Annotated in this window: 9 protein-coding genes; 3 read left to right on the forward strand and 6 right to left on the reverse strand. The window is 51.2% G+C overall.

The genetic code is table 11. The features are described from left to right. The first annotated feature begins 2 nt into the window (after nt 1-2). From BACHE_RS03070 to uxuA, 3 genes are all read left to right on the forward strand, one after another. Nucleotides 3-2,516, forward strand: coding sequence for a glycoside hydrolase family 2 protein (locus BACHE_RS03070; protein WP_013546243.1), 2,514 nt, complete (start codon nt 3-5; stop codon nt 2,514-2,516). Between the two features lie 104 nt (nt 2,517-2,620). Beyond that, nucleotides 2,621-3,433, forward strand: a complete 813-nt coding sequence (locus tag BACHE_RS03075; RefSeq protein WP_013546244.1) for an SDR family oxidoreductase — start codon at nt 2,621-2,623, stop codon at nt 3,431-3,433. A gap of 36 nt (nt 3,434-3,469) precedes the next feature. Continuing rightward, nucleotides 3,470-4,642 (forward strand): mannonate dehydratase, encoded by a 1,173-nt coding sequence (gene uxuA / locus BACHE_RS03080; RefSeq protein WP_013546245.1) that lies wholly within the window; start codon nt 3,470-3,472, stop codon nt 4,640-4,642. A 54-nt stretch (nt 4,643-4,696) separates the two neighbouring features. Here the strand turns inward: uxuA and BACHE_RS03085 are convergent, their stop codons facing one another. From BACHE_RS03085 to BACHE_RS03110, 6 genes are all read right to left on the reverse strand, one after another. Beyond that, nucleotides 4,697-6,112: a DUF6057 family protein gene (locus tag BACHE_RS03085; RefSeq protein WP_013546246.1), complete on the reverse strand. Its 1,416-nt coding sequence runs from the start codon at nt 6,110-6,112 to the stop codon at nt 4,697-4,699. Nucleotides 6,113-6,120: 8 nt separating this feature from the next. Continuing rightward, nucleotides 6,121-7,563, reverse strand: a complete 1,443-nt coding sequence (locus BACHE_RS03090) for a TolB family protein (protein ID WP_013546247.1) — start codon at nt 7,561-7,563, stop codon at nt 6,121-6,123. A 182-nt stretch (nt 7,564-7,745) separates the two neighbouring features. Then, nucleotides 7,746-8,426 carry an MIP family channel protein gene (locus tag BACHE_RS03095; RefSeq protein WP_013546248.1) on the reverse strand — a complete coding sequence of 227 codons (681 nt, stop codon included), beginning with the start codon at nt 8,424-8,426 and terminating at the stop codon, nt 7,746-7,748. Between the two features lie 119 nt (nt 8,427-8,545). After that, complete coding sequence (locus BACHE_RS03100) at nt 8,546-10,768, reverse strand: glycoside hydrolase family 3 C-terminal domain-containing protein (protein ID WP_013546249.1); 2,223 nt, start codon at nt 10,766-10,768, stop codon at nt 8,546-8,548. Between the two features lie 155 nt (nt 10,769-10,923). Next, nucleotides 10,924-12,177 (reverse strand): glycoside hydrolase family 5 protein, encoded by a 1,254-nt coding sequence (locus tag BACHE_RS03105; RefSeq protein ID WP_013546250.1) that lies wholly within the window; start codon nt 12,175-12,177, stop codon nt 10,924-10,926. A 40-nt stretch (nt 12,178-12,217) separates the two neighbouring features. Then, nucleotides 12,218-13,708 (reverse strand): endo-1,6-beta-glucanase, encoded by a 1,491-nt coding sequence (locus BACHE_RS03110; RefSeq protein ID WP_013546251.1) that lies wholly within the window; start codon nt 13,706-13,708, stop codon nt 12,218-12,220. Nucleotides 13,709-13,740 lie beyond the last annotated feature (32 nt).

The raw sequence follows: 13,740 nt of genomic DNA on the forward strand, positions 1-13,740 counted from the left end.
TTATGAAAGCCATCAGAATACTATTCACTCTGCTATTGACAAGCATATCCTTGTGCCATATATATGCCCTCGTCCCCTCCGACCGCAGGCAACGGCTCACCAACGGCTGGGAATTCATCCGTCAGGACATGGGCAGCATCTGGGAAGTGATGCGCCCCGTGCCCGGAGCAGGAAAGCCCGAAGCCGTACCGCTATGGACTGCCGTCACCCTGCCCCACTGCTTCAATGCCGAAGATGCCGTGGAGCCGGACGTGAACTATTATCAAGGTGCGGGCTGGTATCGCACCTCCCTCCCCATAGACAATCCTTACTCCGGCGGACGCGTCTATCTGGAGTTTGAGGGTGCAGGGCAAAAGACAGACGTATATGTCTATACCACTCTCGTAGCCTCCCACACGGGAGGATATGACGAATGGAAAGCGGACATCACGGAGGCCGTAACACAATTCCGTTCAGATGCCGTACTGATGAAGCGCTTCAAAGGGCAGATTCCCATCGCCATCCGTTGCGACAACAGCCGGGACACGGAAATGCTCCCCTCGGACATGTCGGACTTCAACCTCTACGGCGGACTCTACCGCTATGTCAACCTAATATATGTGCCCGACATCCACATCGAGAACATCGGCATAGATGCCCGCACGGACGAACAGGGCAAAGAAGGCGACATCTCACTGGACATCCGCTTCAACGGCTTGGAGCGCATCCCCGTCAGCCTCTCCGTACATATCTTTGCCCCGGACGGCAAGGAAATATATGCCACAGACGGGCAGCTTCAGAACTTCCCCGCAACCACCCGTACACCTATGCCTTATGAGCCCCCTGCCTCTGATGGAAAAAACAGCACCTGCCTGCACATAGCGGACGTCCGCCTGAAACGCCCGGTGCTTTGGTCGCCAAGCACACCCGCCCTCTACACCTGCCTCCTTGAGTTGACCTGCGGCACGGATACACTACGCACCACCGAGCGTTTCGCCTTCCGCCACTTCCGCTTCGAGGAGAAAGGGCCGTTCTATCTGAACGGTCACCGCCTGTTGCTGCGCGGCACTCACCGCCATGAAGACCACGCCGGAGTGGGCGCCGCACTCACCGAGGAGATGATGCGCACGGAAATGCAGCAAATCAAGGAGATGGGCGCCAACTTCATCCGCCTGGGGCACTATCAGCAGAGCAGCATCATACTCCGCCTTTGCGATGAACTGGGCATCCTTGTATGGGAAGAAATTCCCTGGTGTCGCGGCGGGCTGGGCAGTGAAGTCTATAAGGCACAGGCACGCCGCATGCTCACCAATATGATTCATCAGCACCGCAACCACCCTTCCGTCATCCTCTGGGGCATGGGCAATGAGAATGACTGGCCGGGGGACTTTGAAACGTTCAGCCAAGACAGCATACGCGCCTTCATGAAAGAACTGCACGACCTTTCTCATCGGATTGACCCGTCACGCTGCACCGTAATCCGCCGCTGTGACTTTTGCAAAGACATTGTGGACATATATTCTCCCACCATCTGGGCAGGCTGGTACGGCCGCCGCTTCCGCGACTATGCAGCGATGGAAAAGGCGGGCTTCGATGCCACTCCCCGCTTTATCCATGCCGAATGGGGAGGTGACAGCCATGCCGGACGCCACACGGAGAACGGAGCAGCAGGAAAGGGACAAGGTTATGCCCCGTTGGACAGCATCGAAGCCGCCGACCGTAACGGAGACTGGAGCGAGAGCTACATCATCCGCCTCTTCGACTGGCACTTGAAAGAGCAGGAACAGATGCCGTGGCTCACGGGCAGTGCCTTCTGGACATTCAAGGACTTCTCTACCCCGTTGCGGCCCGAAAACCCCATCCCCTACGTCAACCAAAAAGGCGTGGTGCAGCGAGACGGCACTCCGAAAGAGAGTTACTACGTCTTCCAAAGCTACTGGGCAAAGACACCGATGTTGCACATCTACGGACATACCTGGCCCGTGCGCTGGGGCAAACCGGGAGAAGCGAAAGAAATACTCGTCTATTCCAACTGCCCCGAAGTGGAACTATTCGTCAACGGCAAATCCGTAGGAAAGAAGAAGCGGGACAGCCGGAACTTTCCCGCCGCAGGCCTACACTGGAACGCCGTGCTGCAAGAAGGGGACAACCTGATTGAAGCTGTGGGGTACAATGGCAAACTCCGCCTGAACGACAAGATACGGCAAGAATATCAGACCCATCCTTGGGGAATGCCGGCGCAATTACACCTAAGTGTCTCACCGGATGCATCCGGCAGCCACTTCCTTGTGCAAGCCGAAGTGCTTGACCGGGACGGTGTACGCTGCCTCGATGCAAAGGATGTCATAGAATTCGGCTGTACAGACCTTCATGCGCTATTGCAAAACCAGGGAACAGCCCAAGGTTCACGCCGCATACAAGCCGCCAACGGTCGGGCCTGCATCTGCGTGAAAAAAAGCTCCGCACCGGTCATTGTCAGCGCGTGCGATAAAGGAAAGGTATTAAAAACGGCCTTCATCACTCTCAACGGACAGTGAACAGAACATTTGAAACAATATTCCATGCCAAACATGCACTTATAAAAATATTTATACTTAATTTTGTGCACAGAGAACATGAATGAACTTAATATACAGATAGTATGAAGAACTTATTCGACGTCAAAGACAAAGTAGTAGTCATCACCGGCGGAACCGGAATCCTGGGACGTACCATCGCAAGCCATCTGGCAGAAGAAGGCGCCAAAGTCGTCATTCTCGGCCGCAAGGCGGAAGTGGGAAATACACTCGCGGCAGACATCAGGCAGAAAGGCGGAGAAGCCTTGTTCCTCACCACCGACGTGCTGAACCGCGAAGTCCTTGAACAGAACCTCGATGACATTCTGAAAGCATACGGACACATAGACGCCTTGCTGAATGCCGCAGGCGGAAACATGCCCGGAGCTTCCATCGCCCCGGACGGAAATATCTTCGACTTGAAGATGGAAGAATTCCAGCGTGTATTGGAACTGAACCTCACGGGCACTGTATTACCCACACAGGTATTCCTCAAACCGATGGCAGAACAAAAGCGGGGAGCCATCGTCAATTTCTCAAGCATGGCAGCCTTCCGCCCTCTGACACGCGTGGCAGGCTATGCTGCCGCCAAGGCCGGCATCAGCAACTTCACCGCCTTCATGGCTACGGAAGTGGCAAAGAAATTCGGTGAAGGAATCCGTATCAATGCCATCGCTCCCGGCTTCTTCCTCACCGAGCAGAACCGGAGCCTGCTCACCAATCCCGACGGCAGCTACACCGAACGCGGAAAAGATGTCATCCGCCAGACTCCTTTCGGCCGTATGGGCCGTGCCGAGGAAGTTTGCGGAACTATTCAATACCTTATCAGTGACGCATCCTGTTTCGTGACAGGAACGGTAGCCATAGTGGACGGCGGTTTCAACGCCTTCGCCCTCTAAGTCCATCACTAATGAAATCCAAATTCTATATATTATATGATATTATGTGAACAAACCTGGCGCTGGTACGGTCCCAATGATCCGGTCAGCCTTTGGGATATCAGACAGGCCGGAGCCACCGGCATCGTGAATGCCCTGCACCACATCCCCAACGGTGAAGTGTGGACGGTAGAGGAAATCATGAAACGCAAAGAAATGATTGAAGCCGTAGGACTGCGCTGGTCGGTAGTAGAAAGCGTGCCTGTGCACGAGCATATCAAGACTCAGACGGGAGACTTCCAAAAGTATATCGACAACTACAAAGAAAGTTTGCGTAATCTCGGTAAGTGTGGCGTGAACATCGTGACCTACAACTTCATGCCCGTGCTGGACTGGACGCGTACCGACCTTGCCTACGAACTGCCCGACGGCAGCCGCGCCCTGCGCTTCGAACGTGCCGCCTTCGTCGCCTTCGACCTCTTCCTGCTAAAGCGCCCCGGAGCCGAAGCGGACTATACAAGCGAAGAAAAGGCCAAAGCCCGTGCCCGCTTCGAGCAAATGACGGAAGAGGACAAGCAAAGGCTCGTGCGCAACATGATCGCAGGTCTTCCCGGATCGGAAGAAAGCTTCACTCTTGAACAGTTCCAGCAAGAGCTGGACCGCTACAAGGACATCACTCCCCAACGTCTGCGCACCAACCTGATATATTTCCTGCAGGAAATATGCCCAGTGGCCGACGAAGCCGGAGTAGAATTGGTAATCCACCCCGATGACCCTCCCTGCTCCATTCTCGGCTTGCCGCGCATCATGAGCTGTGCCGCCGACTTCCAAGCGCTGATAGATGCCGTTCCCAACAAAAGCAACGGTCTCTGCCTCTGCACAGGCTCCCTCGGCGTGAGCAGTGCCAACGACTGTGCCGCCATCATGCAGCAATTCGGTGATCGCATCAACTTTGTACACCTGCGCAGCACCCAGCGTGATGCCGAAGGGAACTTCTACGAAGCCAACCACCTGGAAGGAGATGTAGATATGTACCACGTGATGAAAGCTTTCCTCGAACTGCAACAGCGCCGTTCCGTCTCCATCCCGATGCGTCCCGACCACGGACACCAGATGGTGGACGACCTGAAGAAGAAAACCAATCCCGGATATTCCTGCATCGGCCGCCTGCGCGGACTGGCCGAGTTGAGAGGATTAGAAATGGGTATTGCAAAGTCACTATTTAACTAAGTACCCATGTTTAACTGTCAAAGAAGCTAAGAGTTTGCATTCATTGCATTACTCCTACACTTTCTGCATGCAATAGAGCCAAAACCAAAAGGAATCTCTGTATTTCACCTCCAGCATCCGCTTATCCGCCATGCTGCCGTTCAGTAAAGTCTGAAAGGCTTTAAATTCTGTTACTTTCTCTCTACTGACGGCATAGTACTGAAGTACGTCCGGATATTTCGTAGCCGCTACAACCAACGCTTCCTCATAGTAGCGAGGAAGTTGCCCCTGTGAAGGCTGATATATCATGCCGAACACCTGATAGAACTTTTCGATATCCTTTGAAATCAAAAGGCCGCAAAGCAGATAATCCCTGACTTTCCGGCTATCGAGATGGCAATCCATCAGACGAGCCATATCCGACAGGAAAGGACGGGCGCCTATAAAGAAAGAACAAATATTCTGATCGCCGTCTGCTCTGTCGGCAGTTGGCTCACTGATTGGCTCTTTCCACCGATTGTAGCAACTTGAGCGACTTATCACACTTGTGTATTTGGCAAGTATCCGGTCATTCCCCAAGCGCCTATTGGCCGCCATTATCCGCCTCATTGAACGGAAATTCATCCCGTTGGGCGCCTCTATCCCCGCCTGAAAGGCATGATGAATGACCTCGTTATCCAAACCCAAAGCATCATAAAACTGCATGTTGAAACAATGGTAGAATTGCTGGTCCTGACGCTCGTAATAGAAACAGGAAGGATCCGATACCCCATAAGCAAATACCTTTTCTGCCAACCGTCCTGTCTCAGAAAGCGCCAGCAAAGCCCAACGTAGCTTTAACTGAGATTGACGCGCCACTTCCGGAGTTACCTCCTGCAATATAGCATTCCAATTCTTATCATCGGCCCAATGGTCAATACGGAAAATCTCCTCCGCCTCCTTTTGCTCCTTATCCGTGACCTGATAAAAGATACCGCCTGCCAACAACAAGCAGGGTACAAGGTATGAGAAGAAGGGAGAACAGAGAAAACCACGTTCACTTGGATTCCACTTTCCACGCTTCAAAGTGAATAACCACACAAGAACAGCCAAGGTTACCAAGACCGTACACCATCCTATGGAGCGCACTAAGGTCATGTCAGCAAATTGACCGCTAATGAACCAGACCACCGGAATGAATGAGAGCCACAGCAATCGCTTGTTACGTAAAAGGCATGCCAATACACAGTCTGATGATAATAGCACAATTGCCACAAACAAAGTCTGTATCAGCGCTCCTCCCATCCTGAAATAGAAAAACTGAAGCAAATAGACACCCGCGTATTTCATCCAATCGGCAGGCAATGAAAGTTGCAGCGCAGTAAAGTCCGGCGCAGTGGAAAAGAAGGCGTTACCTTCCATAAACCAAATAGTATTGGGAAAAACGACATACCAAACCACAAATACGACAGGACATGCCAACAACAAATGGAATAAAAGAATTTTCTTCATAGGTACAGTTAGTCTTTAGGAAAGAATGAAGAGTTCATTTCACCTTTCGGCAAACACACCTCCCCTTTTATGAATTCAGGAATATTATAAGACTTCATTCGTAACACATTATGTTCAGGGCTGCGTTGGGGAAGCAGGAAAGGTTTATGCAACTTTCCTTGTGCATCCATCCAAGCGATGAAAATACGGGTATAGCGACCGTCTATCCTGCGACTGCTGAACAATATCCAACGGCTGTTGGAAGACCAGGCATGATAGCTGTCAGCTTCACCGCTATTCAGTATCGCAGTATCCATTTCAGTGCCGTCCATCAATCTTAGCATTTTCAGGTCACTCTCCTGATGATGGATGGGGAAAGTTCCAAAAGCAGCTTTCGTATATAACAGATATTGCCCGTCAGGCGAAATACGCGGATAGGAGGCACTTCCTCCCCCACGTTCCGCATTGTACAATGTATCAATCCGTTCGCCCAGCATTCCGGTAGCCCCGTCAAAGCCAACTCGACAAAGACTGTATTTCAGTTGCTTCAGTCCGGCAGGTATCTGTCTGGCAAGCGCCGAGCAATAGTACAACCACTTTCCGTCCATCGACCATGCAGGAAAGGTTTCCCAATGCGACGATTCCATAAACCGAGAATCGGAAAGCACCTTTCCGGTCTGCGTATCATAAATGATGAGATCAGATTGCAGGTCGTACACTTCTATCTGCTTCTCCCCTTCACTATAAAAAGATTGCTTGGTTTCATTGGATGAGAAAGCGATATACCTCCCCGCCGGATGCCACATAGGATAAGAGCCGTTCTTCTTGGGGCCGATTTGGTTCAATGCCACTTTACTCAGCTTTCCATTCATCCACAATGCAGTGCCGCCGTTTTTCCCTCTCACGTGGAGCATCATCCTATCGGGGGAATAGGCTGCAAATGAATGGCAATTCAGACAACTCCCTTTGTCCGCACGGTTGGTCATGATTTCCTTTTCTTCAAAGGAAGTCAGGTTGCGTTGATAAATGCCCATTGCATTCCAGCCCTCATATCCCGGCTCTATCAAGCGGTAAGCGATCCATCCATCAATGGCATCGGAGGCAATACGGATGGTGAAAGGCTTGTATTTCACTCCTTTGGGATGGGAAGCGTTCCACACGGATACCGCGACTTGCAGGTCTTTGTCTTTCAGTTTCTCCAACATCGCATGCCACTTATCTTCCGGAATACAGATTTCACGTTTACCTGTAACAGTCAGCAGGTGCGTGTTCTCAGAACTGAAGTCAGCACGTACATTCTCCGCATTCTCCACCTCAAAGTTCAGAGGAGCTATATTGCAGGGCACAGCCGTAAAAGTATAGTCGGGAAAGATGGCGGGATAGCTATCGTCAGTATTTTGCGCATCCTTCAGTTCCGTGCAAGAAAGCGACAATCCCATACTTATCATTCCGATAAGGCATTTGATGTTCATAGTATCATATATCTTTTAGTGAAATCGGTGCAAACTTACGGAAAATCACGGATATATAACAATGTAATTAAATAAAAAGGACAAAGAAACCCTCCACCCGAAGCTATCAAACAACGGATGGAGGGTTTCCTTTTTATTCGTATCACCGACGCCTTTTGTCAAAAGGCTATCTCTCAAGACGCTTATTTTCCTTCTTTTGCACCGATCACCTTCCACACAAGTGCACTAAGAACAGCACCCACAAACGGGCCAACGATGAATATCCACAATTGACTCAATGCTTCGCCACCCTGAAACAGAGCCGGGCCAATGCTGCGAGCCGGATTAACCGACGTACCAGTATAACGGATGCAGACAAGGTGCACCAAGACAAGTGACAGACCGATGGCCAATCCTGCGAAGCTTCCCGCACCCTTCTTGGAATCTGTAGTGCCGAGAACTACAAGCACGAAAACAAAGGTAAAGAAGATCTCGGCAAGCAAACCACCCAATACAGATACTCCTTCCTGACAAGCATTGGCTCCTGTGCCGACAAGACCGGAGTTGGATGTCAATACCCAAAGAATGGCAGAACCGATGATAGCTCCGATAACCTGAAAGAGCATATACATCCCCGCATCCCTGCCGTTCATACGACCGGACAAGAAGCAACCGAGGGTAATGGCAGGGTTGATATGGCAACCGGAAATTCCGCCGATGGCATAAGCCATGGCAACAACCGACAAACCAAAAGCCAATGCCGTACCGATTACAGTAGCCGCCAAATTAGGATCGGCAGAGGTACATGATAAACTGACTGCCGTGCCGCAGCCCATAAGGACGAGAACCATTGTCCCGACCATTTCCGCTAAATACTTCTTCATTTTATTCTTTTATTTAATGAATACTATGGTACAAAGCTAATAAATTCCGAAAAAACAACAAGCAGGCGGAGAGGTTATTTTATAAAGAAGCAACAGATTCTACAGTCCGACACAATATTTTATCTCAATTCAAAAGGAATCACTCCCTTGATGTCGGTCGCCGAAGCGGCTATGACGGCTTCAAACTTGCCGGGTTCGGCCACCCAGGCATGCTTGGCATCATCAAAGAAACTGAGAGCTTCCTTGTCTATGGTGAAGATAACTTCCTTTGCCTCACCCGGAGCCAGCTTTATCTTCCGGAAGCCTTTCAGCTCCTTGACGGGACGGGGCAGAGAGGACTTCTTGTCGCTGATGTACATCTGGACGACTTCCTGACCTTCGCAAGCTCCGGTGTTCCTGACAGTAACCTTTACAGTCAGAGTTCCGTCGGCCTGCATCGTCTTGCTATCGGCGGTGGGCTTTCCGTACTCAAAGGTGGTATAACTCAGGCCATGACCGAATGGGAATAAAGGTTTCACCTTCTTCTGCTTGTCGGTCCAGCGATAACCTACGAAAATGCCTTCGTTGTATTTGATGTCTATCACATCATTACTCCGCTTACTGGTATATTCGCCCAAAATATGGGCCGGAACGTCTGCCAACTTCACGGGGAAAGTAAACGGAAGCTTGCCGCTGGGATTCACATCGCCCACCAGGATGGCTGCAAGTGCACTGCCGGCTTCAGACCCCAGATACCAGTCCTGCACGATGGCCGGAACCTCATTCACCCAAGGCATGGCAACCGCATTGCCGGAGATATTGACTACTATCAAATTCTTGTTGACCTTTGCCAAGGCGGATATGACGGCATCCTGACCATAGGACAGGCCGAGCCCTTCACGGTCGGAATCCTCGCAGTCTTGTCCGGTACTCTTATTCAGGCCGCCGATAAATATCACGTAGTCGGCATCCTGAGCCACCTTCACGGCATCCGCTATCAGTTCTTCGGGAGTGCGGTCATCCTTCAGGTTCTGGCCAGTCACCACGCCGTTATATTCACCCGTCGCGTCACCCACATAGCCACGTGCATAAACCACTTCAGCCTTATCGCCTACACGTGCCTTGATGCCGTCCAGCGGAGAGAGTTCGCGCTGCACCTTCAGAGAGGAGGAACCTCCGCCCACGGTCATCATCTTGACCGCATTCTCGCCCACTACGGCAATCTTCTTCGCCCGGTCTAAATTTATCGGAAGCACGGAGTTCTTGTTCTGCAACAGCACTATGCCTTCTTCTCCGATGCGGCGGGCCGCCTCGTAATGTTCAGAAGAAAGCAGGGAACCAAAAGGACGGTTCACATCCATTGTGGTGCGAAATGCCAGGCGAAGGATACGGCGTACCTTGTCGTCCAACTCTTTTGTACCTGCCTTACCCTCCCGGATGCGTTGCAGATAGGGCATGGCCAAGTAATAATTATCGTAGGCATTGCTGGCGCCGCTGGAGAGTCCGTTGGTCCAACTGCCGAATTCCATATCAAGGCCGTTGGTGATGGATTGATCGGTGTCGTGCACGCCGCCCCAGTCGGAAACGACCACTCCGTCAAAACCCCATTCACCCTTCAGGATGTCGTTCAGCAGATAGCGGTTATGACAGACATGTTGGTTTTTGTAGAGGTTGTACGAGCCCATGATAGCCCACGCCCTGCCTTGCTGCACGGCAGCCTTGAAGGCAGGCAGATAGATTTCGTAGAGGGCGCGGTCATCCACAATCACGTTCGTAGTGTGGCGGTTCACCTCATGGTTGTTCAGCGCAAAGTGTTTTACACAAGCGGCAACCCCGTTCTGTTGCACGCCTTGTATGTAGGGAACCACCATGCAGCCTGCCAGATAAGGGTCTTCACCCATATACTCGAAGTTGCGCCCGTTAAGTGGCGTGCGGTAAATGTTGACACCGGGTCCCAGAAGGACAGTCTTGTTGCGATAACGGGCTTCCTCGCCTATGCTCTTTCCGTAGAGCATGGACATTTCAGGATTCCATGTGGCGGCCAGACAGGTCAGCGCAGGGTAGGCCACGCAGGAGTCATTGGTCCATCCGGCCTGATCCCATTCGTCCCAAAGCACTTCGGGACGAATGCCGTGAGGACCGTCGGTCATCCAGAATTCCGGAATGCCCAGACGGGGAACACCCGCGCTGCTGAACTTGGACTGTGCATGCAGCATCGCCACTTTCTCTTTCACGGTGAGTCGGTTCAGCGCGTCTTCCACTCGCTCTTCAATAGGCTTGGAGGCGTCCAGATAGACGGGCTTCTGCTGCGCAGAGAGAGGCAGGGTGACAGCCAGAGCCAAGCTGAATAATACTTTCTTCATTTTTTCTCTTTATTTTTAGATTTCTATTGATTTGTAATGTTATTCTCGTAATGTCATCATTGTCCACCTGCCCGGAAAAAGGCAGACAAACCGTAAGTGCAACCCACGACAGAAGGGAAGCGCAATGAGAGTGCGGTCAGAGCCGTGGCATCGCCCTACTCCTTCATCCCAAGCGACCGGATATACCCCTCCTGCACCACACAATTCTTCAGTCGGCAAGCTTCAATGAAATCCGTCATCGCCTTGCGTGCCATGGCCTGATCGGGACGTGCCTCGCGTATTTCTTTGTACGTGGAGCGCGGAGCCTCGGAGAAGTAAACGATATTGGCCCAATTCTCCGGCGGAGTGATGCCCACAAAGCTGGAGCCATCCATCTTCTTGTACGGCCAGAAGGTATAACCGATATTGTTCTCATGCATTGTCCGGCAGAAAGCAGCCTGCCACTCGTCCGTATTATGGCCTATCTCGCCCATGTACATCGGCAGATTCACACTGTCGCGGAAGTTGATGATCTCCTGAATAGCAGCCTTTGTCGGCTCGCCACCGTAGCGATGACAAGTGTACATGATGTTGCTGTCGAACTTGGAGTCCTTGAAGGGCTTGAAGTTACCGTTCCATTGCGCCCCACCCAGAAGGATGATGTGATTCTTGTCCACCTCACGGATGGCCGCCACACCTTTCTTATACACAGCTTCCAACTTTCCGTTGAGTTCTTCCATATTCTCGAAATAGGGAGCGATAGGTTCATTGAACAGTTCATAACCGAGGATCACCGGCTCACTCTTGTAGCGATCGGCTATCCGACGCCAAATGTCGCAATATAGCTGCTGGCTGGCGGCGCTATCAAACAGCCACGGATAACCGTAACTGTCGTCGATGTTGTCGCCTGTCTGCCCGCCGGGAGCATCGTGCATGTCCAAAATGAGATAAAGATCGGACTCGCGACACCATTCCACCAAACTGTCCACACGGGCAAATCCATCCTGGGCGGCGGTCAGCCCCATATAGTCTTCGTCTGTAAAGAGCTTGTAATGGAAAGGCAGACGGATGGTGTTGGCTCCCCGGTTCTTGATGAAGCGGATGTCCTCACGAGTCACATAGTTGTCCTTGAAAGCCTTCCAGAACTCGGCGGTAAAGTCCGGCCCCACCAACTGACAGAACATTTCATTAATAAAGCGTCCCGAATTAGTCTTGTTGAACTTGAACATATATCCTTCCGGATTCAGCCAGTTCCCCAAGTTTGTGCCTTGAATAAAAAGCTTCGAACCGTCGGGTTTTATCAGGTCTTGTCCCTGAATCGTGACAAACGCATCGGACTTGGCCTGTGCTTCTGCCTTTCCCTCACTACATCCCAGCATACCCAGGGTCAGCAGGGCAATGGAGATACTTGTTGCAAATAGATGTTTCATGGTAAATATCGTTTTTGTTGTTAATGTTATTTCTTCTTCGCTATTTCTTCCAACGATAGGAAGCCACGGATTTTCCGGGTAATTCACAGTTTATGTAGTGCTTTCCATCGGCTGTCAGGCTTATGCGGGCCGCACTTTCATTTTCATTCAGCAGCACAAAAGCCATCGTTCCATCAGGATTCTGGAAGGCGGAATACATCAGACCCGTAGTTGACGGACCGGTGCTCTCTATACGTCGGGCTCCTGGTTTGACAACCGATGACAGATGTCCGATAACGTAATAATGCGAGTTACAGGTAATGGTCTTATAGTCTGAAGGGTCTATATCCACCGCACCGTAGCAGGTTTTGCAACCGCCCTCACGCCAAGGGCCTCGTTCGGTATCAAGCATCAAATTCCACACCATGACGGCTCTGCACCAGTTATTTACCGTTCCCAAAGCTACTTCACGCATATCTTCCATCAAGCGTTTCGTCAGGTTGCGCCCGTCGTTCCACATTCCGATGGAGGTTTCTGTGAAAATCAACTCCTTGTCGGGACGTTGACGGCGGATATCGTTCAGCTCCTCACGGTTGCCCCCATAATTATGGTAGGCTGCACCGGTCAGAAAAGCGGCAGCCGTCTCATCGTCATACATCTTCACGGGATAGTCGTCCTGCCCGGGCAGATTGTCGTAGTTGTAGTTGTGGTCAAAGGCATATATCTTCGTATTCAGTCCGGCAGCTTTGAAAGCCGGGCCAAGCGCTTCCCTCACAAACGCCTGTTCTTCCTTCCACCCCATGAACAGAGATGCAGAATTACCCCTGTTCAACGGTTCATTCTGTGGTGTGACGGAGTAAATCCTGATACCTTCATTATCAAAGGCCTGTACCCACTTTACAAAGTATGCGGCATAGTCACGGTAGCAGTCGGGATTCAACTGCCCGCTTGTCCAAGAGTCAAAGGGTTTCTTTTCCTCCAGATTGTTCACCTTCATCCATTTGGGGCAAGTCCAGGGAGAACCTAAGATTTTAATGTCAGGGCTGATGGCCAGAATCTCTTTCAAAACAGGAATCACGTAGTCAGTCTCCTCACTTTGCAAAGAAAAGTTTTCGATACCCGGCTTGTCACAGCAGGTATATTCGCTCAAAGAGAAGTCCGAACATCCTATTGAAATACGGATGTAGCTGAAACCCAGCCCCTCTTTATCAGAGAAAGTCCCGGTAAGAAAAGCAGTGCGGTCGGTGGGGGTCATCTTCATCAGGTTGTAGCAGGTGGAACCCGTAATGGCTGCACCGAAACCATCCATCGACTGATAGCACACAGCCGGATTCAATACAATCACAGGTGCAAATTTAGGCCCGGTTGAAAGCTTCAAAGTGGTCTTTTTAAAACTTTGTGTACGGTCGGCAGTGGTAATGATTGCCGTCACTCCGCCTTCGGGAGCTTCAGGGCTGACAGGCGCTTCGCCTGCAGGAGCAGGATTACCGCCGCAGGCAACTGCCGCGACAGACAGACAACATCCTACTAAAAAAGAGAACTTCAAATTCATGGCATCGTCTTTAATGGTTACTTAAACTTTTC

The organism is Bacteroides helcogenes P 36-108, from assembly GCF_000186225.1.
Lineage (GTDB): Bacteria > Bacteroidota > Bacteroidia > Bacteroidales > Bacteroidaceae > Bacteroides > Bacteroides helcogenes.